The organism is Exiguobacterium sp. J17977, from assembly GCF_018616375.1.
Classification (GTDB): domain Bacteria; phylum Bacillota; class Bacilli; order Exiguobacteriales; family Exiguobacteriaceae; genus Exiguobacterium; species Exiguobacterium mexicanum.
In genome coordinates this window covers 380,580-402,666 of sequence record NZ_JAEQBB010000001.1, presented here as the reverse complement: position 1 = coordinate 402,666, position 22,087 = coordinate 380,580, and the positions used below count along the sequence as shown (strand labels likewise).

Annotated in this window: 18 protein-coding genes; 5 read left to right on the top strand and 13 right to left on the bottom strand. The window is 54.0% G+C overall.

Annotated features, from left to right (window positions below):
* The first annotated feature begins 44 nt into the window (after positions 1–44).
* The 3 genes from KNO58_RS01950 to KNO58_RS01940 all read left to right on the top strand — a co-directional run bounded on the left by KNO58_RS01950 (position 45) and on the right by KNO58_RS01940 (position 3,885).
* Positions 45–743, top strand: a complete 699-nt coding sequence (locus KNO58_RS01950; protein WP_214751639.1) for an ABC transporter ATP-binding protein — start codon at positions 45–47, stop codon at positions 741–743.
* Positions 744–748: 5 nt separating this feature from the next.
* A complete protein-coding gene (locus tag KNO58_RS01945) occupies positions 749–3,070 on the top strand; it encodes an ABC transporter permease (protein WP_214751637.1) in 2,322 nt (773 codons plus the stop codon).
* An 86-nt stretch (positions 3,071–3,156) separates the two neighbouring features.
* A complete protein-coding gene (locus tag KNO58_RS01940; RefSeq protein WP_251026019.1) occupies positions 3,157–3,885 on the top strand; it encodes a DUF4261 domain-containing protein in 729 nt (242 codons plus the stop codon).
* 131 nt (positions 3,886–4,016) lie between these two features.
* Here the strand turns inward: KNO58_RS01940 and KNO58_RS01935 are convergent, their stop codons facing one another.
* The 13 genes from KNO58_RS01935 to KNO58_RS01875 all read right to left on the bottom strand — a co-directional run bounded on the left by KNO58_RS01935 (position 4,017) and on the right by KNO58_RS01875 (position 19,808).
* Positions 4,017–4,910, bottom strand: a complete 894-nt coding sequence (locus KNO58_RS01935; RefSeq protein WP_214751633.1) for a DUF5996 family protein — start codon at positions 4,908–4,910, stop codon at positions 4,017–4,019.
* A gap of 106 nt (positions 4,911–5,016) precedes the next feature.
* Positions 5,017–5,340 carry a thioredoxin family protein gene (locus tag KNO58_RS01930; RefSeq protein ID WP_214751631.1) on the bottom strand — a complete coding sequence of 108 codons (324 nt, stop codon included), beginning with the start codon at positions 5,338–5,340 and terminating at the stop codon, positions 5,017–5,019.
* 23 nt (positions 5,341–5,363) lie between these two features.
* Positions 5,364–6,215: a DegV family protein gene (locus KNO58_RS01925; RefSeq protein ID WP_138858978.1), complete on the bottom strand. Its 852-nt coding sequence runs from the start codon at positions 6,213–6,215 to the stop codon at positions 5,364–5,366.
* Between the two features lie 133 nt (positions 6,216–6,348).
* Positions 6,349–6,765, bottom strand: coding sequence for an RDD family protein (locus KNO58_RS01920; protein WP_251026018.1), 417 nt, complete (start codon positions 6,763–6,765; stop codon positions 6,349–6,351).
* Between the two features lie 18 nt (positions 6,766–6,783).
* Positions 6,784–7,857: a nitric oxide synthase oxygenase gene (locus KNO58_RS01915; protein ID WP_285222544.1), complete on the bottom strand. Its 1,074-nt coding sequence runs from the start codon at positions 7,855–7,857 to the stop codon at positions 6,784–6,786.
* Positions 7,858–7,964: 107 nt separating this feature from the next.
* Positions 7,965–10,817, bottom strand: a complete 2,853-nt coding sequence (locus KNO58_RS01910; protein ID WP_214751625.1) for an EAL domain-containing protein — start codon at positions 10,815–10,817, stop codon at positions 7,965–7,967.
* Positions 10,818–10,999: 182 nt separating this feature from the next.
* Complete coding sequence (gene pulA, locus KNO58_RS01905; protein ID WP_251026017.1) at positions 11,000–13,921, bottom strand: type I pullulanase; 2,922 nt, start codon at positions 13,919–13,921, stop codon at positions 11,000–11,002.
* Between the two features lie 160 nt (positions 13,922–14,081).
* Complete coding sequence (locus KNO58_RS01900) at positions 14,082–15,740, bottom strand: FAD-dependent oxidoreductase (RefSeq protein ID WP_214751623.1); 1,659 nt, start codon at positions 15,738–15,740, stop codon at positions 14,082–14,084.
* Positions 15,741–15,753: 13 nt separating this feature from the next.
* The gene (locus KNO58_RS01895) at positions 15,754–17,040 is read right to left on the bottom strand and encodes an arsenic transporter (protein WP_214751621.1); all 1,287 of its coding nucleotides are present in this window, start codon (positions 17,038–17,040) and stop codon (positions 15,754–15,756) included.
* A gap of 30 nt (positions 17,041–17,070) precedes the next feature.
* Positions 17,071–17,349 carry a Fe-S cluster assembly protein HesB gene (locus tag KNO58_RS01890; protein ID WP_214751619.1) on the bottom strand — a complete coding sequence of 93 codons (279 nt, stop codon included), beginning with the start codon at positions 17,347–17,349 and terminating at the stop codon, positions 17,071–17,073.
* A complete protein-coding gene (gene arsA / locus KNO58_RS01885; RefSeq protein WP_438821722.1) occupies positions 17,346–19,103 on the bottom strand; it encodes an arsenical pump-driving ATPase in 1,758 nt (585 codons plus the stop codon). The genes KNO58_RS01890 and arsA overlap by 4 nt, the downstream gene beginning before the upstream one ends.
* A 14-nt stretch (positions 19,104–19,117) precedes the next feature.
* Complete coding sequence (gene arsD, locus KNO58_RS01880) at positions 19,118–19,480, bottom strand: arsenite efflux transporter metallochaperone ArsD (protein ID WP_312845865.1); 363 nt, start codon at positions 19,478–19,480, stop codon at positions 19,118–19,120.
* A 10-nt stretch (positions 19,481–19,490) separates the two neighbouring features.
* Positions 19,491–19,808 carry an ArsR/SmtB family transcription factor gene (locus KNO58_RS01875; protein WP_214751615.1) on the bottom strand — a complete coding sequence of 106 codons (318 nt, stop codon included), beginning with the start codon at positions 19,806–19,808 and terminating at the stop codon, positions 19,491–19,493.
* Positions 19,809–20,033: 225 nt separating this feature from the next.
* Between KNO58_RS01875 and KNO58_RS01870 the strand changes: the two genes are divergently transcribed.
* Both KNO58_RS01870 and KNO58_RS01865 read left to right on the top strand, forming a co-directional pair.
* Positions 20,034–21,515, top strand: a complete 1,482-nt coding sequence (locus KNO58_RS01870) for a SulP family inorganic anion transporter (RefSeq protein ID WP_214751613.1) — start codon at positions 20,034–20,036, stop codon at positions 21,513–21,515.
* Between the two features lie 109 nt (positions 21,516–21,624).
* The gene (locus KNO58_RS01865; protein ID WP_214751611.1) at positions 21,625–22,038 is read left to right on the top strand and encodes a universal stress protein; all 414 of its coding nucleotides are present in this window, start codon (positions 21,625–21,627) and stop codon (positions 22,036–22,038) included.
* The last annotated feature ends 49 nt before the right edge of the window (positions 22,039–22,087 follow it).

The window sequence follows — 22,087 nt, the reverse complement described above, 5'->3', positions numbered from 1 at the left end:
CTTGAAACGGGTAAAAGATAGCATCGGACAAAGGAGGAGTCACTATGATTCACATCGAGCATGTCAATAAAATCTACAAGACCGGGGACGTGGAGACGGCGGCGCTGAAAGACATCGAGTTGACGATTCAGGACGGCGCGTTCGTCGTTATCCTCGGCCCGAGCGGGAGCGGCAAGAGCACGCTGTTGAACGTCATCAGCGGACTCGACACGGTGACGTCCGGGACGATCACGTTCGACGATACCGTCTTGACCGAGCTGTCCCCGGAACAGATGACCACGTTCCGACGCGACCATCTCGGCTTCATCTTCCAACAGTATAATTTGCTGCAAAATTTGACCATCTATGAAAACATTCAAATCGGGGCCGACCTATCCGACAACCCGCTCCCGATCGATGAGCTGCTCGAGCAGGTCGGGCTGACGGACGCCCGCGACAAATATCCGTATCAACTGTCCGGCGGCGAGCAACAGCGCGTCTCGGTCGCCCGCAGCCTCGCCAAAAATCCGTCCATCGTCTTCTGTGACGAACCGACCGGGTCGCTCGACGAGGACAACTCGAAACGGGTGCTCGAACTGCTCGAACGGTTGAATAAGGAGTATGACAAGACCGTCGTCGTCATCACGCATAACACCGGCATCAGCGAGATGGCAGATGACGTCATCAAAATGAACTCGGGTCGAATTATTGAATTGACGCATAACCCGATTAAACGATCTGCTCGCGACATCCATTGGGGGTGAAACAGATGCTGTATAAAAACGTGTGGAAGACGCTCGCCGGCAAGTGGATGCAACTCCTCGCCATCGCCGTCATCATCGTCATGAGTTCGCTCACGTATACGATGATGTTTTACGGCATCAGTGGCATCGAGGTCCCGACCGAGGAGTTTTTGGCGTCCTCGAATCAAGAAGATTTCGCCGTCGAGATGCTCAACCGCGTCACCGAAGAAGAGGCGGCTGCGCCCGAGTTGGCTGCCTTTCTCGCCTCCGGGAAGTACACGCTCGCCGACTTGAAACAAGCCGACGCGGAAGCGTTCGATGACTTGATGGTGGCACGCCTCGACGCCGTCGAGCGCGAGATGGGCGACGTGACGCTCGAGCTTCGCTCCACGAAGCTATTCAATTACACGTTCGATGACCGCGAACATCGCGGGCTCGTTGCAAAGGATGCGGACGCCATCAACCTGTCCTATCTCGAGTCAGGTCGTCGTCCGAGCGCGGACGATGAGGTCGCCATCAATACGAAATCGGCTGAAAAGAACGGAATCAAAATCGGTGACACGATTGATCTCGGTGAACCGTTCACGGTGACCGGGTTCGTCCTGTTCCCGGACTACACGTTGCCGCTATTCGACGACAATTTCTTCAATCTCGACCCAGGCACACAGACGCTCCTGCTCATGACAGATTCGGCCTATGAGGCGATGAACGGGAACGAATCGTTCCGTCTGGCCGGTGTCACCGATGGGACGGTCGTGACGGACGTCGAGCTTCCATTCGTCATCTCGGTCATGGAGACGGAGAATATCATGCGCAGCGGGGCCATCTATAGTGAAATTTCTTCCGGAAAGGCGATGGCACTCGGTTTGAGCCTCTTCATCGTCTCGATCGCTGTCATCATCGTCGGCATTCTGATTTCGAACATGCTCGAGTCTGAACGTGGCCAAATCGGTCTCTTGAAAGCGATCGGCTATAGCCGTCGGCAAATTGCGACGCCGTATCTCATGCTCATTCTAGCTTTCGCGACCATCATGCTCATCGCCGGGTATTTCCTCGGCCTCTATTTCGCCGACCCGCTCAAAGACTTGTATCTCGACTTTTATCTCTTGCCGTCCATCACCATCGCCCAAAGCCCATTTGTTTTTCTCACGGCGGTCTTCGCCCCGCTTCTCTTTTTCGCACTCGTTGCCGGGGCCGTCATTTATAAACTCATGGGTGAGAGCGCGCTCGCCTTACTTTCGCCACGAGACAACTTGTCGCTCAATCGTCTCAGCCGGTTCGTCAGCCGCCTGCTCCGCAACGCCCGCGGCAAGACGAAGTTCAAATATTTGTACGCCGTCAAAAGCACGGGCAGTTTCATCATCTTTTTCCTCGGCATCCTGTTCTCGACGCTCCTCATCGTGTTCGCTCTCATGATGAACGGCGCCGTCGATCGGATGACTGTCGGAGAATTGAATGAGGCCGACTATGCGTACGAGGCGTACACGACGACACAACCCGAACTTCGTGACGGACAAGAGCCGTTCCTCACCTACCCGTTCGCCTTTGTCGATGACAAGCTCGTCACGTTGAAAGGGCTCGATGAAGCGAACACGCTTTACCGTCTTGAAGACGAGAACGGAGATAGATTGACGCCGGAAGCAGACAGCATCATCGTCAGTGCCTCGCTCGCCTTGAAGCTGGGACTCGAGACCGGGGATATGCTCGACATCGAACTCGACGACGAGACGCTGTCGTATCCGATTCGCGGTATTGCTGACGAATATATGGGTGACACCATCTATTTGTCACGCACGAGTTTGAGCGACCAGCTGACCGACGGGGAGACAGATGAACTGTTCAACGGCATCTATGCGACCGAACGACCGGACGAGACCGACTATGCAACGATCGTGTCACGTGACAGCCTGATTGACCAGTCTAAGTCCATTAATGAATATATGAACTTGATGATGAACGTCATGATCGGCGGCTCTGCCTTGATTGCCTTCAGTATCCTGTTCGTCTTGACTGCGCTCACGGTCGAGAAAAACTATTACGTCATCTCGCTGTTGAAAGTGATGGGCTATGACCGCCGTGAAGTCCGTTCGATGATTTTGAACAGCTACTTCATCTATGCGCTCGTGTCGGCGCTGCTCAGCATCCCGATCGCCCTGTTCGTCCTGCGCGTCATCATCGTCTTGTTTGCCCAAGACTATGGACTCGTCCTGCCGCTCGAATTCGAATGGATCTACCTGCTCTATACGCTCGGAGCGGTCTCCATCCTCTTCTTTGCGAGCACGTTCGTCAGCCGTCGTAAAATCGATCAAATTCCGTTGCAAGAAGTATTGAAGACATATCAAGAATAATTTGTCGCCAAATAGGGCATAATAAGAGAAGAGACCGGGCCTCTCCCTGTGAGGGGCCTGACTATTTGAAGAAGAGGATGATTCTTATGAACCGTACACAAGTATTGCTCGCCATCCCAGGAAACTGGTCATCGGCCGAGGCAGTCAGCGAACAAATCAGTTTACATAGTGAAGGCTACACGATGGCAGGCCTGTTGCTGTTAGAAGACGAGACCGGAAAAGCGTTCACGGTCGAAGTCGTCGAGCGCGACCCGGCCCTCGCCGAGGCGATGATTCATGCCAGTTCAGGCGGCTTCACGCCGAAAATCGCGAAGGGTCTCGCCCGCCACACGCACATCGTCTATTTGATTGTCGACGTCAATGACGTGTCTGACATCGCGGCGGCGCGCCGTGCGGCCAACGCCATCTTGAACGCCGGTGGCCTCGGTGTCATGGTCGAGACGGCTGGTGTCGCCTACTCGAAAGACGAGTGGCAGGAGTCGAAAGAAGAAGACCTCGCCCTTGACTACTCGCTTCTGACGGCCATCACGGAAGAAGAAGACGCCTACGTCTCGTGGGGCATGAAAGCGTTCGGTCACGCCGACGTCGCCGTACCGGCCACGCTCGAGATTGAAGACGCGATTCACGTCGTCCACTCGTTCAACTTCCACCTCATCTCGGGTGGTTCGATGTTCGGAGACGGTGACAGCTTCACGTTCGAGGACGGCAAGACGTTCACGGTCGAGATGGGCGAAGACGAGCGGACGTCAATCGACAACTTGCTCCATAACCCGTTCGGCTTGATTTACCTTGTGCCACAAACAACTGAAGGTTGAACATAGTGATCGATTTGGACAGGAGTCCGAATCGATTTTTTTTGATTAATCGATTATAATCGATTATTTTTAATCATTACAAATAATCGATTGAAATAAACAAGAGCTCACAGACTTTCGTCTGCGGGCCCTTATTTTGGTTGCGGCGGCATATCGAGTGGCAAGAAATAGTGCGCGCACCCTTCCCAACCGAGCTGTTCGCTCAACACATCGAACGACGTCCGGAAGAAGGCTTGGACGTCACCGGACCGCCCAACCTTCTCGAGCGATAAGAAACATTCGCTCATCTTGGCGTCATAGTAGGCGTCCGCCGGTTGAATCCGGTCTGAGGCGAGCTCGGTGTATTGGAACGGATACGGCAGGATAAAGAACGTCGGCACGTCGACGGAATCATCCCCGAGCCAAAATCCGAACTCGATCATGTGCTCATCGAACGCCGCCTTCTCGATCGGTTTGTCTTCCAGGAACGGCTCATACTTCCCGTAGACGATCATCGAGGACACGTCGAACGTGCCCCAGAACAAGGCCGGTTTCACTTTCCGGCATCGGAGCGGCGCGAGAAACGCCGCTTGTTCCCGCGCGGCGAATTGGAACAAACGCACCCCTTTCAACGCGGCATCGGCATCATAAGCAAGCGGCGCCTCATCCCGGTCCAAGTATCGAAGTTCTTTCATCTCCTGCGTTTTCGGATTGAGGGTAAGACGAATACCGGCCGCTTGAAGCGTACCGATCATCTCTGCGTAATACGTTTTGAGCGATTTCCCGTCCTCAAGCGGAAACATCGTCCGATTTGACTCGACGTGCACCGTGATGATTCCGGCCGCGACATCGATGTCGACCTCGAACAACGTCTCTCCGCTCCAGAGCGGACCGGTCGAAAATCCGTTCACGGTGAGCGGCAACGTGACGTGGGCCCATTGTGGTTCTTGCGGGGCGAGTGAAAGCTTTAGTTTCCCTAGAATCTGTGACAATAGATGCAGCGTGAGCTTCGTGTCGGCCCAGTCGGAGTGGCGGATAAGATTCATGAGCGTTTCCCCATTTCTTCCTTCGAAAAAGTGACGCGACTACTCTCCTGATTCCCCGTGTCCGGCTCCGACAACCAAAAAAATCCACAGACACGTGTCTGTGGACTTAATTGCGCATCTCTTGAAGACGCTCGAGTTGATGGGTCAGCTCGCCAATCGGGACGAACCGGGCCCGGCGAAGCGTTTCTCGGCCGTCAAGGAAAAACAGGACGACCGGTACGGTGAAAATCGAATAGGCGCCGGCAATTTCCGGTACTAAATCCGAATCGACGGCGACCGCCTCGATTTCGGGGAACTCCGTCAACATCTCTTCGACTTGCGGTTTGAGCGAGTGGCAGACGCTACAGGTTGGATGCGAGACGTAGACGAGCAATTGGTCCGAGTCCGCAATCCGGTCCTGTAACGCCGTGAGCGTGGTGACAGCTTCCATCAAACTCCCTCCTTTACGTACGGTTACGCGTTGAGCCAGAGAATCCCGACCGTCTCAAAACCTGCGTGGACGGCAATCGACGGACAGAAACGCGTCTTGACGATTTCAATGTCTGGCAATTTCGCTTGAATGAGCGCGACGATGTTGTCTTGCATCTCCGGCGCGAGTGCCGTCTGGACGAAGACACGGTTGTTGTGGATGCCGTTCGCAGCGTGACGGCGTTCGAGCTCGGTTACCATCTCGGCGTATGCTTTCTTGAGCGACCGTGCTTTTTTGAACGGGATGACTTTCCCCGTCTCATCGAGCGTGATGATTGGTTTGATGTTCAAGATATTGGCGAGGAACATCTCGCCTGACGAGACACGGCCTCCGCGGCGCATCGTTTCCATGTTGCCGATAATCATGAAGAAGTTTTTCTTATCGCGCCATGCCTCGAGCAAAGCGACGATTTCCTCGACCGACTTGCCTTCCGCCTCGGCGGCGAGACCGAGACGGACGAGTTCTTGCTGCGCTTCGAGCGCTGCGTGCGAATCGACCGTATAAACTTTGAAGCCAGCCGCTTCAGCCGCCGCACTCGAGTTTTTCACGGTCGAACTCAAGCCGTTCGAGCAGTGGACGGCGATGGCGCAGTCATACCCTTCTTCTTTCAAACGCTCATAACGGGCGATGAAGTCACCGAAAATCGGCTGTGATGTCTTCGCCTCTTTCTTTTGGTCGATCATGTAGCGGTGCAAGTCTTCGAGCGACAAGTCGACTTCGCTGTAGCCGCTGCCGTCTACAATCAGTTGAATCGGGACGATATCGACACCGAGACGGGCCGCCTCTTCCTTCGAGAAATTGGCCATACTATCGGTAATCCATGCGATTTTGGTCATAACAAAAATCCTCCAATGGTCGTTCAATTTTTTCCTTTCTCATTATACCTTATTTTTTGGATTCGTTCCTTTCCGACTGATTCGCCCGAAAAAAGACAGCCCGACTTGTCGTCGCGCTGTCCTCGGCTTCGACTCATCGTGTCGAAATCAGTTTCGTATGGGCAAATTCATCGTGCGGCAATTCCATGTCTTTGCCCGACTTGATCTGTTGCAACGCTTTTAACAGCGGCAGACCGAGCGTGGCCGGGTAGACGACGTCTTTATATAACGTCCGCTTCACCACTTGTTCGAGCGAGAGCGGGCGCCCGTCTTGACTGACGACTTTAATCCCGACGACCTGGTCGCCAATCGTCTGGCCATTTTTGTTGAGCAGGAAGTACACTTCCCCAGCTATCGTCACGAGCGTCGGTAAATAGTAACGTTTCACTTCTTTTCCAGGAAACAACTTTTTCCGAATCGTCTTCTCGACGAGTTTCGCCGGCGTTTGAAAAATAAGTTGGTCGATTTGACTGGCAACGGCACGTTTCCAAATTGGGACTGCCACGTTCATCATCCTCTCGTTTCGGTTCTAGGCTTTAGATTCCTCTTTTGCCTTCGCTTGAAACGCCGAAAACGGACAACCCGAACGCGCGAACAAGTTCGGCGTCACAATTTTGTCATCATAGTGGCGGTGAAACACGTGCGTGGCGGCCGGGGACAGCGGCGGGATGAGCCAGCTCCATTGCCCGGTCACGTCGCGCCCGGCGTCCAGCTCGTTCTTTTCGAACCGTTTGAACTGCTTCGCCGCCGTATGGTGGTCGACAATCGTCACGCCGGCCCGTTCGAACGACTGCAAGACGGCGACGTTCAATTCGACGAGGGCCCGGTCGCGCCAAAGCGTCCGCTCTTTCGACGTATCGAGCCCGAGCGACGCGCCGACGATCGGCAAGAGGTTATAGCGGTCCGTATCGGCCAAGTTTCGCGCCCCAATCTCGGTCTCCATATACCAGCCGTTGAACGGGACCGATGTGAAGCGCAGGCCGCCAATCTCGAGCTCCATGTCGGCGATGGCCGGGACGGCATGCCATTTAATCGGGCGACCGTCGAACAAATCGTACGTATCGTGCCGAATGTCGACCTCGAGTACCGCGTCGTCCGGCAGTTCATAGAGCCGAACCTCGCGACCGTCCGTAATCAACAGCGGCAAGACGTCAAACGCGGTTCCCGCCCCGCTCCAACCGAGTCGTTCGGCCTGTCGCGTCATCGTCAAGGACAGCGGATCGCCAACGATGCCGTCTTCCGTCTCATACGCCGCGTAGCGAACGAGTTGCGCGTTCAACAACCGGAACTCGTTCGGGAGCACCGTCATCGTCGAGCGGATTTTCCCGCCGTTCGTCGCGTAGCGCAGGTGGTCGACGAGTGCCTCGAACACGTCGTCGAACGTCTCTGCATGCCGGGCGTCCCGGACGGTGAGCGTTTGCCAAAACAAACGGCCGATGCAGCGGTTCGAGTTTCGCCAGGCGAGCTTGGCGCCTTCCGTCAACTCTTCGGTCGTGAGCGTATACGTCCCTGTACGTGCAATCGACTGCTCGATTTCTTCAATCCGGTCCGCGTGATCGCCTTCTAATTGTGAGAAAAAGTGTCGGGCTGCCTGAATGTCCATCTCATGTATCTCCTCTTTCATTCTGTCCCTCCCATCTTAAGGGAAACCTCACCCGTTTTCTACCCGGACGCCATAAAAAGAGCGGACCGATGTGCGGTCCGCTCGTCTCACTCGGTCTCGACGACCAAGTCTTTCGGTTGTTCAATCGTAAAGCCTCTCGGTTTCTCACTCTCGAGAGCGGTCAGTCGTTTCTCGAGTTCGACCGTTTGTTCATAAGACGCCTCGTACTGATACAGCCCGTTGGCGAGCTCGGTCAAACGATTCACCCGAATCGAAAACGGATTTTTTCCATCGTTCAGAATGATGACCAAACCGAGTTCGCTATCGACCGGAAGCCGAATCGATCCATAAAAGGCAATCATATTGAAGCCGCGCCGCATAATCAAAATCGGGGAAGTCCCGACTGTGACGTCGCGATTGCGCAGACGGGTGATGGTGATACCTGCATGAATCAATCGATTCGACGGCTGAATCATCTCGACCATCTCCTCGACCGGTGTCAGCACGCCATCAGCGAGCGCCCGTTCGAAATCGGTTTCTTTGAGCGGACGACTGAAGATGAATCCTTGAATGACTTGGCAACCGAAGTTACGCAAACAGAGCAGGTCTTCCATCAATTCGACACCCTCGACGACGACGTCCATGCCGAACTCCTCGGCGATGACGAGCAGGCTGCGCACGATGCCTTGTGCTTTCCGATTCTGGCTGACGTGATGGGCGAACACGCGGTCAATTTTAATCGTTTGAGCACTGTACGCCTGCAAGTAAGCGAGCGACGAATAGCCTTTTCCGAAATCATCGAAGGCGATCGGAATGCCGAGACGATTCAAGCGTTCGAACGCTTGCGTAATCTGTTGGGCGTCCTCTAACAGCGACGTCTCAGAGATTTCGACTTCGAGATAGCCGTTCGGGACACCGAAACGGTCGAGCGTATCCTCGAGTACGCGCTCGAAATGCTCCTGATACAAATATTTGGCCGACACGTTAATCGAGATTGGGATTTTTTTCGGAAGCGTCATCACATAGCGGCACACTTCTTCAATCAGCCAGTTCGTCAAGTCGAGGTGAAGACTGCTTTCCTCGGCGAGCGGGATGAATTCGGCCGGCGAGATCGAGCCCCACGTCGGATGCGTCCAACGCATGAGCGCCTCGGCCCCGATGATTTCACCCGTCCAGGCGTTCACTTTCGGCTGATACATGAGATAGAACTGTTTCGTCTCAAGAGCGCCCCGCATATCACGGAGCAGTTCATAGCGCTTCAGCGATTCGATGTCCATCTGAGACGAGTACAGCTCGAGCTGGCTCCCCACTTTGCGATCGGACCGGTTCATTGCGATACAGGCCCGTTGAATCAATTCGCTCGCTTGCGCCCCGTCGTCCGGATAGCGGCTGACCCCGATGGAAATGCGGGCGAACAAATCGTACACGTCGACCCGGAATCGGTGTTTCGAGAGCGTACCGAGTTTATTGCCGAGCGCGAGCACGTCCGTATCTTCCATCCGCCGCGGCAGGACAATCAATACGTTGTCGGCATCTAAATGACCGAGCACCGCATCCTTCGGTAGCAAACGAATCAACCGGTTGACGGTCACGACGCGCCATTGATCTCCGAGCTCAAATCCGAACGTATGATTGATCTCCGCAATCCGATTGAACGACAACGAGAACAACGTGAACGGGGCCCGTTTTTGCGTCAGCTCGTATACCGTCTCCGTAATCGATTCGCGGTTCGGCAGGTTTGTGATCGGGTCGAGCGAGGCGAGACGGAAAATCTCTTCCTGTTGCTGTTTCAATTGCGTGATGTCTTTGACAAGGGTGCGCAGCCCGATCACTTGCCCGGACTCTGAAAACATCGGTTCCCGGTTCTCTTCGATCCACTTCACTTCCCCTTTAGCAAATATCCGGTACGAGAACGTGGAAGATTTCCCACTCAGTGTCATTTCCCGCGCCTGATGAATTTTCGGGATGTCATCCGGGACGACGACTTTTTGCCAGTAATCCGGATGGGCATTGAACTGCTCTTCCGTATACCCGAAGACGTGCGCAAAGCCCGGCGTCAAAAACTTGAACTGTTTCGATTCGAAATAGCGCTCGAAAATGACCGAGTCGACAATCTCGCACAACTGCTTTACTTTTGACCGTTCCTCGGTCAGCTCCGCTTCCACGCTCGTCAAGTTCGTGACGTCGAACATGGCCCATGTAATTGTTTTTCGATCTTTAGACATTCCGACTTTCACAATCATGTTTAAAAAACTTTGTCGCGTCGGATTGAAGACTCGCAGTTGTGTCTCATACTGAAACTCGTTCGTTTTTTGAATCAATCGATTGACGGCTGCCGCGAACGTCGGCCGGTCTTCTTCGTGAATCAAGTTACGGAAATGTTCACGCTCCATCATGTCTAGTTGACGTTGTGACAATCCAAGCAACTTTCCTGTTTGTGGAGAGTGATAGAACTCACCCGTCTCAAGGTCGAGTTCAACCAAAATCAACCCCGGAATCCGCTCAAATAATACCCGACTGACAACCAACTTATTGTATCGTTCGCGCAGTTCCGTCTGTGTCGTCAAGTCTTTCACGATACCGTACAATCCGGTAATGACATGTCCCGTATAGAGCGGCGTATTCGTCACGGACAGGTGGATTCGTTTCTGGTCCTCATTCACGGCCTTCAGCTCGTAATGGACCGTCTCGCCTTGAAGAGCTCGTTGATGAAACGAGATGATACGCTCCATCTCCTGCCTGCTCAGCCAAGTGTCTGGTTTTAAAAAGCGCGCTTCTTTTCCTTGGAACAAAAGGGAGAGCTTCTCGTTCGAATCTATTAAATTCATCTCACTGTCTAGCACGTAAACCGCGTCAGGATATTGATCAATCAGGAGGGGATCAAGGTTGATTCGTTCATTTCGATTGATTTGTTCAACGTTCACTTCCAATACTGGTTTCCAATTCCGGAAAAAGCCCATGCACTTCACTCCTTAGTGTGACGAATGTCATGCTAAACGTCTCTAATTGTATAAATTATATAAAATTGCATAATCACATCTCGCTGTATATTGGATAATCATGGGAATGAGTTTCCGGAATTGCACATTGGGACGTTTGAGCACACAAAAAACCAGAGGTCGTTTGACCTCTGGTGCGTAGCTTAACGTTGTTTCACGACGACCGAGCTATAAGCCGGTACATCGACCGTGCCCGAGACGCGTTTAATCGTCTTCGTGCCCGCTTGTTTCCCGTCGACGATGAGGTTCCATTGCCCACTCGGCAATTTCACTTTGACCGTCTTGGCGTTGGCGTTGTGCGTGACGAACAAGTCTTTCTTCTGGCCTGGTGCTTTGTCATCGATTGAGTAGCTGATGACGTTCGCTTCGGCTTTATAGAATTTCAAGTTTTTCTTCACGTCGACTGCCTTCGTCATGCGAAGACCTGGGTTGTCTTTACGCATTTCAATCAAGCCTTTCATGTACTTGACATCCGCTTTGCGGTCAGCGGCCCGTTTCCAGTCCATTTGGTTGATGCGGTCCGGCGATTTATACGAGTTGTGGTCGCCCTCTTTCGTCCGCATGAACTCTTGACCGGCATGGATGAACGTTGTCCCTTGGCTCGTCAAGAGGATGCTTGACGCGAGACGGTGCATCTTCGTCCGGTCCGCTTCCGACGTTTTCGCGTTCGTGAGTTCGAGCTTGTCCCAAAGCGTATGGTTGTCATGCGCTTCAACGTACGTGATCGCTTGCGTCGGTTCTTTCGTGAATCCTTTGATGTCGGCGCTATAGTCGATTTCACCGACGATCCCTGTCTTGATGCGGTTCTCAAGGCCGGCTTTTCCGTTGATGAAGCCGTTGTCCGTATCGATGAAGACACTGCCTTTCAAACCGTCACGGATATTGTCGTTAAAGTGCGCGACGCCCGGCATTTTGTAGGCGTTCTTTTGGTTCGCTTTTTTCGCCGGGTCGAGCGGTGTGCCAAGGTCCCAACCTTCGCCGAAGACGAGGATTGATGGGTCGACCTTGTTCAACGCCGAACGAACTTGGTTCATCGTCTTGACGTCATGGATACCCATGAGGTCGAAACGGAACCCGTCCCAATGGTACTCTTGCGCCCAATAGACGACCGAGTCGACGATGAGCTTCTGCATCATCTTGCGTTCCGAAGCGGTGTCGTTACCAACACCCGTTCCGTTCGCGAAGTCGCCGCCTTCTGTGTAGCGGTAGTAGTAACCTGGAACGATTTTATGCAAGTTCGACGCCTGGGCATCGAACATGTGGTTATAGACGACGTCCATGACGGCACGCAAGTTGTTGTCGTGGAGCCCTTGAATCATTTGTTTCATCTCACGAATCCGGACTTTGGCGTCATATGGATTCGTCGAGTACGAGCCTTCCGGCGCGTTATAGTTTTTCGGGTCATAGCCCCAGTTGTATGATGCATCCGGGTTCGTCTCATCGACCGAGGCCGTGTTATAGTCGTACACCGGAATGAACTGGACGTGCGTGACACCGAGGTCTTTCATATGGTCGAGACCCGTCTTCGTGGCTGTCTTCTTGCCGTTGACGAGCAGACGCGTGCCTGGCTCGACGACGCCGAGATATTTACCTTTGTGTTTGATGCCTGAGTCGTACTTGTCTGACGTGACGTCGAAAATCGACAAGTCGCGGACATGCGTCTCATAGATGATCGCGTCTGTCCGTTTCGCCAATTTCGGCTTCATCGAGTTCCAACGTTTCGGTTTCGTCTCGTTCAAGTCGACGACGACCCCTTGATCCCCGTTCACACCGACGGCCGTCGCGTACGGATCGACCGCGCGGACGCTGCCTGACGCGTGCTTGACGTTGTATGTGTAGCCGATGCCATCCAAGTCACCGCGAACCGTAGCGACCCATGTGCCGCGTTCGCCACGCTTCATTGAAATCGTCTTCTTCAAATCTTTATCTGAAGCTGGACGCGTTTTCGGCATATTCCATAGTTCGAGTTTCACGTCTTGTGCCGTCGGGGCCCAGAGGACGAATTGTGATTTTGACTGCTTATACGTCACGCCGAGTTTGCCGTCGTAAGCGTACTTCGCATCAAACTCCGGTGAGCGGAGCACGTCGCCCGCTTGGAGTACTTTGTCTCCGAACGTCGGGTGCTTCGCCGTGATGACCGCCGCCAAGTCGATATCGGCACTGAAACGGACCGTGACCGACTTGTCGCCTGACTTCTTAACCGATTCAACGGTCGCACCTTCGACCGTCAATTCGCTCAAGAACGTCTCATCGATGACGCGGTTGAGTGTGAGCTCCGCTTGACGGAACGTGTCCGCCTCGAATGAAACGATTTTCGGTGAACGATCGATTTCTGGTTCCGAGTAGTAAATCGTCGAATCCCCTTCGACGAGCCAAATCTCTTTCGCCGTGCTGAGCGCGAAACGGTCTGTACCGTCTTTTTCGGCCCATTCGCCTTTTTTCGTGACGAGTCCGATGAGCTTCTTCGCGTCCGGATTCGCGAACTTCACGTTCGCGACACCGCCGAAGGCGTCCGTCTCATCGAAGTTGATGCTTTGACCGTCCCCACCATCTGGCCAAGTCCAAAGACCCCAGTCCGTGTATGTATTGTCGTAACGGAAGTAATGAACTTTCATATCCACGTCCGTTGCTGCCGTCTCCCCGTCCGGGTTCGACGTATAGATCTTCGAGTCCCCTGACTTGATCCACACTTCGGCAACGCCGTCTTTAATCATATCGCTCGTGATGAAACGGTCGTTCTCCGACCCTTTATCTTTCTCCCAGTTGTCCGTTCGGACGATGAGACCGAGCTTCTCAGGTGAATCGACCGGGAATTCATAGGCCGCCACCTTGCCGAAATCGTCCTCGCCGTTGAAGGCGAAGCCTTTATTCGGGAAGTAATCTGGGTTATTCGCCCAAAGCCATAAGTTCCAATCCATTTGATTGTCCGGTGCCTCTTGATAGTGCACGACGACGAGCGTCGACTTGCCCTTATCGAGAGCGGACGATGACATCGGAAACATTGAGAGCACTAGTGCAAACGTTAGCACAACTGCCCATGCCTGTTTCCATCGTTTGTTGACCATGTGGGTCCCTCCTTGTAGCATAATTTTAGGAAAACGCTTACACAAAAATTGTAAACGTTTCCTTTTTGGAATACAATGTTTTTTTCAAGAACAGGGAATGACTGCTAGCTCTAGAATCCCATGACAAAACGGCGATCTGATTGCTCAGGCCGCCGTTTTGTTAGTTCCCGTATTTTTTGAATAATTGATAGTTCTTGTTCCCACCTGACAAGTTGTAGACGTCCGTGAATCCGAGGTTGCGGAGCACGTTTTGCGCCGCGTTCCCCGTCACTCCACCATTGCAGTAGACGACCGTCGGCTTGTCTTTGTCCATGTCCTTGGCAGCTTCGCGCAAGTTACCGAGCGGAATGTTGACCGCACAGTCGACGCACGCCTTCTCGAACTGCGAAGCTTTGCGCGTATCAATAATCTGCATATCCTCACCCGCATCGATTCGTTTCTGCAGCTCAGCCGGTGTAATCAGACGCGCCGATTGGTTCATACTATTCGCGAGTGCCATACCCGTGTACATGACCGGATCTTTCGTCGTCGAGAACGGTGGTGCGTACGCAAGGTCGAGATGGAACAAGTCATCGACCTTCGCTTTGAACGTGATAGCCGTGACGAACACGTCGATGCGCTTGTCGACGCCTTCAAAGCCGACGATTTGAACGCCGAGCAATTGACGTGTCGCCCGGTCGCCGATTGCTTTAATCGTCAAGTCTTTCCCGCCCATATAAGCCGGCTTGTCCGGCTTCGTGTTATGGAGCACTTCGACGTCATACCCGAGATCGCGGGCCTCACGTTCCGATAGACCGGTCTGGGCGACGGCTTGGCCAAACACTTTGAAGATGCCTGTGCCGAGGATGCCACGGTGTTCAAGGTCGCCTCCTGTGATGAGGTCCCCGAGGGCACGACCCATCTTGTTCGCCGTCGAACCGAGTGGACGCCAAATCGGTTTGCCCGTGACGAGCGAGAAACTTTCGGCGACATCACCGGCCGCATAGACGTTCTTCACGTTCGTCTCCATCCGCTCATTGATGGCGATTGCACCCGTCTCGCCAATCGTGACACCAATCGACTTCGCGAGTTCCGTGTTCGGACGGACACCAACGGAGAGGATGACGAGGTCCGTATCAATCGTCTTGCCACTTTCCGTGACAACACGTTCGACATGACCATCACCGACGAGTTCGGTCACTGTCTCACCGAGCATGAGCTCAATGCCGTTCTTCTCGAGGTGATCCTCGACGCGGCACGCCATGTCTTTGTCAAGCGGCGGCATCACTTGTGGGAAACGCTCGATGACGGTGACGTCAACGCCACGTAGTTTGAGCTGTTCAGCCATCTCGAGACCGATGAATCCGGCACCGATAATCGTCGCGTGTTTCGGATTTGTCGCATCGACAAAGTTTCGTGTCGCTTCCGCGTTCTGAATGTTCCGGATTGGGAAGATGTTGTCCGAATCGACGCCTGGAATCGGCGGTACGATGCTCGAGGCACCTGTCGCGAGGACCAACTTGTCATAGCTGTCCGTGAACGACTCACCCGTCTCAAGGTTCTCGACCGTGACCGTCTGGGCGTCGGCATCGACGGCCGTCACGTTATGACGCGTCTTGACGTCGATGTGGTAGCGCTTCTTGAAGAACGCCGCATCGCGAGGCGTCAAATCGTCGCGTGATTCCACTTCTCCCCCGACGTAATACGGGATGCCGCAACCCGAGTATGAGATGTCATAGTCGCGATCATAAATCGTAATTTGTGCGTCTTCGTTGTTACGACGTGCCTTCGCCGCGACCGATGTACCGGCAGCGACCGAACCGATGATGACCAATTTCATAGAAAAACACTCCTTAGTAAAGTAGTAGACTGATATATAGTCCAAGCAACGTGATGGCGAGCGTCGGAATCGTCAAGATAATCCCGACTTTAAAATATTGACCCCAACCAATTTTAAGCCCTTTCGTACGGAGTACGTGGAGCCATAGCAAGGTCGCGAGTGACCCAATCGGTGTAATCTTCGGACCGAGATCGGACCCGATGACGTTCGCATAGATTAGCGCTTCCCGAATCTGACCGGTCGTATTCGTCAAATCGATGGCGAGCGCGTCAATCATGACGGTCGGCATATTGTTCATGACCGATGACAAGATGGCGGCCAAGAAGCCCATCCCGAACGTGGCGCTGAAGGCGTTCACGGCGAACCAGTCGATGAAGTTGGCGAGCACTTGCGTCAGCCCTGCGTTTTGCAAACCGTAGACGACGATATACATCCCGAGCGAGAAGAAGACGATGGCCCATGGCGCACCGCGAACGACCGACTGTGTCTTCACGGCTGGCGAACGGTTCGCCATGACGAGGAAGAACAGAGCGATGACCCCGGCGACGAGTGAGACCGGGATACCGATGATGTCGCTCGTGAAATAGCCGATGACGAGCAGTGCGAGCACGACCCACGACAAGCGGAACATCTTATGGTCTTTGATGACCGTGCTCGGCTCGACGAGTTTCGATAAGTCATATTGCTTCGGAATGTCCTTCTTGAAATACAAGTAAAGGACGAGCAAGCTTCCGGCGACAGCAAAGACGTTGACGAACACCATCCGGGCCGCGTATTCGGCGAACCCGATGCCGAAGAAGTCGGCCGAGACGATATTGACAAGGTTCGAGACGACGAACGGCAGACTGGCCGTATCGGCGATGAACCCGGACGCCATGACATAGGCCAAGACGACCGCATCCGGCAGCTTGAGCGCGCGCACCATGGCGAGGACGATTGGCGTCAAAATGAGTGCCGCCCCATCGTTGGCGAACAATGCCGCAACGAGCGCCCCGAGAAGCGTGATATAGACGAACAGTTTGACACCGCCCCCTCCAGCGATGCGGGCCATATGTAAGGCGGCCCATTCAAAGAAGCCAATCTCGTCCAAGATGAGCGAGATGAGGATGATCGCGATAAAGGTGAACGTCGCGTTCCAAATGATGCCCCAGACGGTACCGACGTCATCAAAATTGACGACACCGGTGATGAGGGCGATGACCGCCATCCCCATCGCCGAGTAACCGATGCCGAGGCCTTTCGGTTGCTTGATGATGAGGAAGAGCGTGACTAAAAAGATGATACTAGCAATCCACTGCACAATGAGTTCCTCCAATAATTCTCTATTTGTTTAGCACGTCTGTTGTAAGCCGCGTAGCACGAGGCTCGCGCTGTCTTCTGTCGATTCGACGTCGAGCGTGACGTTCTCCGCCATCGCTTCCGCGTCTTTCGCGACGGCGAACGTGAGGCCGTCGAAGTCTTTCACGTCGTCCGATGCTTCCGGCGCGGCGATATGAAGACCGAGCGTCAGTCCGCAGCACCCTGCTTCCGTGCAGATGCGTACCGATTGAATATCTTCCTCGGCAAGCGCCGCTTTCATAAAGTCGATTGCTTCATTGGTAATGTTCATCTAACTTCCTCCTTCAATAGGTGTGAGAGCGCCGGATAACCGACCGGCAGTTGTGCTTGCCACGCGAGTAGTGTCGGTCGCGGATATGCGCTGATTCGCGCGAGCCACGGCGCCTCGCTCGCGACTTTCGCCGTAAGCAGCTTGCTTGTCACATCGAGCGGTGTGAACGATTGGTTGACGACCCAAGCGAACGGTTGAATCTCGGCCCGTTTCAAGTCAGCGACGAGCCGTTCGGCCTCGTATACCGGTGTCGCTTCAGGGAGCGTCGTGATGATGACGTGCGTCTGCTTCGGATCGCGCAGTTTCGGTAACAGCTCGCGAACCGCTTCCGGGACGACCCCAGTCGACCGTTCAAGTTCTCGATGATAACTCTCGGTTGCATCCAACAAGAGAAGCGTATGTCCCGTCGGCGCCGTGTCGATGACGACGAAGCGGTCTTTCGCTTTCGCCACTTGATCGGCGAAGGCGCGGAAGACGGCGATTTCCTCGGTACACGGCGAACGCAAGTCCTCTTCGAGCATCATGCGCTGCTCGTCGTTCATATCCCCCGCTTCCCGGAAGACGTCCATGCGATACTTCTCAATCTCCACCTTCGGGTCGATTGCGTCGACGGTGAACGTCTCTGGAACATCGGCTCCAATCGTGAACGAAACGTGCGCGGCCGGGTCGGTCGTCGTCAAATGGACGGCGTGCCCGCGTTCATGGAGCGCCACGGCGACGAGCGAGGCCAGGGTCGTCTTCCCGACGCCGCCTTTCCCCATCGTCATGATGACACTCGGTCCGTCCGCTTCGATTTCCTCGACGAGCGCATCGATCGAGCCGTAACGGTCCACGTCGTAAGTCGTCGTCGGGACCGTGACCGTCTCCCCGTTCACGAAGCGGCGCAGTGCCGAGACGCCGATCAAATTCTCATACGCATACGGCAGCGTGAACGTCTCGAGCGTGTCGACGCCTTTAGGTAAGCATGCGAGTGCGTCTTGCTGGCGTTCGATGAACCGTCTCGTATACAGGTCCGTCCCTTCGGCTGGCGCGACCACGCCATTGATGACGAGTTGCATCCGTTCAATGCCGATCGCGTGAAGCTCGGTCGCGGCGCGTGCCGCCTCGACGAGCGTCGACGTTTCGGGACGGGCGACGAGCAACAGTGTCGTCTCATTGCTGTCAGTGAGCGTCTCGACGGCCCGTTTATATTGGCTTTGCTTATCAGCCAGTCCGGCGAGCGGGCCGAGGCACGACGCACCGGTCGTGTTCGTCTCTAAAAATTCATCCCACGCGCTCGGCAACGTCAATAACCGTAGCGTGTGACCGGTCGGGGCTGTATCAAAGATGACGTGGTCGTATGTGTCTCGGGCCGTCTCCGACGTCAACAGCTCGGTGAACTGATCGAACGCCGCGATTTCGACCGTGCAGGCACCCGATAACTGCTCTTCCATCGACTGGATGGCCACGTCCGGCAGCATACCACGATACGGGCCGACCATGCGTTCCATGTATTGTTTCGCCGCTTCTTCCGGGTCGAAGTTGGCGATAAATAGACCGGTCTCCGGGACGAGACGCGGGGTCTCGTCGAGCTCCATCTCGAATACGTCCTGCAGATTGCTTGCCGGGTCAGTCGAGACGAGCAAGACGCGCTTGCCACGATCGGCGAGCGTTAAGGCGAGACTAGAGGCCGTCGACGTCTTGCCGACGCCACCTTTCCCGGTCAAAAACACGTACCGGGTCGGCTCAATCGTATGGAAATCAAAGCGATTCATCATGACGCGCCTCCTTATTTTTTCAGCGTGATGCGGACTTTCGGTTTTTCGCCATCTTGTTTCGCGAACGCATCGACGGGAAGTCCCGTCAATTCGGAAATCTCTTCGTTCGTCATGTACGCTCCGCGTTTGACAATGTCCCCGTCAATGACCGTGAGCGGCAACGTCTCGAGACCTTTCGTAATTTCGGCCTGGACGTTTGCGTTCTCGACGAACCGGTTCGGCTCCGAGGCGAGATTGTAGCGCGCAACATCGAATCCACGTTGCTTCAGCACATAATGAACCGTCGCGATTCGTGTCAACTCTGGATCGATTGACGGACCGCATAGTCCGGTCGGACAGCACATGGCCGGTTCGAACACTTCCAATTTCATCATCCATTCCTCCTTAAATCGCACAGTCCGTGTCGCAGCCACAGCTCGCATCGACCGTCTCGATTTTGTCGAGCAAATCGACGACGATTGAATAGAACGGGCTCATCTCATTCAACCGATAGTGAATCCATTGCTTGTCCCGGCGCTCGAGCAATAGCCCAGCTTGACGCATCATCTTCAAATGACGGCTGATGGCCGGTTGCGAGATGTCAAAACAATCAACGAAGCTACAAGCGCACTGCTCCCCTTCTTGCATTTGCTTGAGCATCGTCAGGCGTGTCGGATCAGCCAACACTTTGAGCACTTTACTGAGTTCTTCTGCGGTATGCATCGTCATTCTCCTTCTCTGTATAACAAAACCGTTATATAACATTCACGTTATGAAAGTACCATAGTTTTTCATGATAAGCAATTGTCTTCTTAGAAAAAGTTCGGTATGATGAAACACGTTGTGAAAACATGTGTCAGTCGAACGACTTCTTTCATATAATGCGGCGTTTGATCTTCGTGAGACTCGGAGGTCAAAGTCAAAAAATATATAGAGAGGTGTGTTCTTTTGGAAAAATTGAATACGATTAAACAAGATTGGCTCGGCAACGTCCGGGCTGACGTCCTAGCCGGCTTCGTCGTCGCGCTCGCCCTTATCCCTGAGGCGATTGCCTTCTCCCTAATCGCTGGAGTCGATCCGATGGTCGGGTTATATGCGTCGTTCATCATTGCGATGGTCATCTCGATTGCCGGTGGGCGTCCGGCCATGATTTCGGCTGCGACCGGTGCGATGGCGCTCGTCATCGTCTCGCTCGTCGCCGATTACGGGTTGCAGTATTTACTCGCTGCCGGAATTCTCGCCGGAATCCTTCAAATTGCGCTCGGCTATTTCGGCATCGCCCGGTTGATGAAGTTCATCCCGCGCGCCGTCATGGTCGGCTTCGTCAATGCCTTGGCGATTTTAATCTTCCAGGCGCAATTGACGAACTTTGAAGGTGAAAGCTGGATTATCTGGGCGCTCGTCATTGGATCGCTCGCCATCATCTTCTTGTTCCCACGCATCAACAAAGTCATCCCGGCACCGCTCGTCGCCATCGTCGTCATGACGATTCTGGCAGTCACGCTCGGGCTCGAGACGAAAAACATTAGCGACATGGGTACGATTTCAGCAACGCTCCCGGAATTTTTATTCCCGAACGTCCCGTTGACGTTTGAGACGTTGATGATCATCCTGCCTTACTCGATTTCCCTCGCCTTCGTCGGATTGATCGAGTCGCTGTTGACGGCACAAATCGTCGATGACATGACCGGAACGGATTCAAACAAGAACCTGGAATCAAAAGGACAAGGCATCGCCAATATCATCGCCGGTCTCTTCGGCGGGATGCCAGGGTGTGCGATGATCGGTCAATCGGTCATCAACGTCTCGTCCGGTGCCCGTGGGCGCCTGTCGACGTTCGTCGCCGGACTCGCGTTATTCATCATGATCATGACGATGAGTGACGTGTTGATGCTCATCCCGGTCGGCGCACTCGTCGGTGTCATGTTTTTCGTCTCGTATGCGACGTTTGATTGGGGCTCGCTTAAAGCGATGCGCACCGCTCAAAAATCGGATACGGTCGTCATGCTCGTGACGGTGCTCGTCACGGTCGTCACGCACGACTTGTCACTCGGTGTGTTCGCCGGGATCTTGACGGCAGCCATCCTCTTTGCCGCCAAAATCTCGAAAATCGAACTTGACCGCAGTGTGGACGCCGACCGTGCCCGCTACATCGTGAACGGTCAGCTCTTCTTCGCTTCGACGTCTGAGTTCGTCAATCAGTTCGATGTGACCGAAGACGCCGAAGACGGTGTTAAATACGTCACCATCGATTTCTCGAACACGCATCTTTGGGACGACTCGGCCATCGGCGCCATCGACAAAGTCGTCTTCAAGTATCGCGAAGTCGGAATCGAACCGGAATTGTTGAACTTGAACAAGGATTCAGAGAAACTGCTCAATACGCTCGCGCTACACTTGAAGCAACAAAAAACAAGCACCGGCCATTGATTCAATTTCTTCGGGAGCGAACCTTCACGTTCGCTCCCTTTTTTATATCCATGGCTCTAGTAAATCGCATATACTAAAAGTAGATTGTGTGAAAGAGGAGGACGTTTCAATGGGAAAGGTATTTTTAGCGGCAGACGGATCTGCCCACTCGAAGCGGGCACTTGAGAAAGCGATCCAGCTCGCCAAGGCATCAGACGCATCCATCGACATCGTCCATGTCGTCAGCGCCAAAGAATCGAAAGAAGCCGCACTCAACTCGACCGGAAAAATCGATCTTGAAACGAAGCGCCAACAGATGTTGCAACCGCTCTTCGATCAAATCGTTGCAGCCGGGCTTGAGTATGAATATATCGAACTTCGTGGGGAGCCGGACGTCGAACTCGTCAAATATGCGAACCATCAACCATACGAGTATGTCGTCGTCGGTTCACGCGGACTGAACACGTTCCAAGAGTTCGTGCTCGGCAGCGTCAGCCATAAGCTCGCCAAGCGCGCCCTCGCCCCGGTCATCATCGTCAAATGATCGTCACCCTTTCTTTACGGAGAAAGGGCTTTTTTCTGTTCCATACAGG

Coding starts and splice junctions, on each gene's coding strand:
- arsD (WP_312845865.1), bottom strand. CDS start 19,480: ATGATGAAATTGGAAGTGTTCGAACCGGCCATGTGCTGTCCGACCGGA.
- pulA (WP_251026017.1), bottom strand. CDS start 13,921: ATGGTCAACAAACGATGGAAACAGGCATGGGCAGTTGTGCTAACGTTT.
- KNO58_RS01915 (WP_285222544.1), bottom strand. CDS start 7,857: ATGGACATTCAGGCAGCCCGACACTTTTTCTCACAATTAGAAGGCGAT.
- KNO58_RS01920 (WP_251026018.1), bottom strand. CDS start 6,765: ATGAACGTGGCAGTCCCAATTTGGAAACGTGCCGTTGCCAGTCAAATC.
- KNO58_RS01910 (WP_214751625.1), bottom strand. CDS start 10,817: ATGGGCTTTTTCCGGAATTGGAAACCAGTATTGGAAGTGAACGTTGAA.
- KNO58_RS01865 (WP_214751611.1), top strand. CDS start 21,625: ATGGGAAAGGTATTTTTAGCGGCAGACGGATCTGCCCACTCGAAGCGG.
- KNO58_RS01930 (WP_214751631.1), bottom strand. CDS start 5,340: ATGGAAGCTGTCACCACGCTCACGGCGTTACAGGACCGGATTGCGGAC.
- KNO58_RS01890 (WP_214751619.1), bottom strand. CDS start 17,349: ATGAACATTACCAATGAAGCAATCGACTTTATGAAAGCGGCGCTTGCC.
- KNO58_RS01935 (WP_214751633.1), bottom strand. CDS start 4,910: ATGAATCTTATCCGCCACTCCGACTGGGCCGACACGAAGCTCACGCTG.
- arsA (WP_438821722.1), bottom strand. CDS start 19,103: ATGAATCGCTTTGATTTCCATACGATTGAGCCGACCCGGTACGTGTTT.
- KNO58_RS01945 (WP_214751637.1), top strand. CDS start 749: ATGCTGTATAAAAACGTGTGGAAGACGCTCGCCGGCAAGTGGATGCAA.
- KNO58_RS01875 (WP_214751615.1), bottom strand. CDS start 19,808: ATGCATACCGCAGAAGAACTCAGTAAAGTGCTCAAAGTGTTGGCTGAT.
- KNO58_RS01940 (WP_251026019.1), top strand. CDS start 3,157: ATGAACCGTACACAAGTATTGCTCGCCATCCCAGGAAACTGGTCATCG.
- KNO58_RS01900 (WP_214751623.1), bottom strand. CDS start 15,740: ATGAAATTGGTCATCATCGGTTCGGTCGCTGCCGGTACATCGGTCGCG.
- KNO58_RS01950 (WP_214751639.1), top strand. CDS start 45: ATGATTCACATCGAGCATGTCAATAAAATCTACAAGACCGGGGACGTG.
- KNO58_RS01925 (WP_138858978.1), bottom strand. CDS start 6,215: ATGACCAAAATCGCATGGATTACCGATAGTATGGCCAATTTCTCGAAG.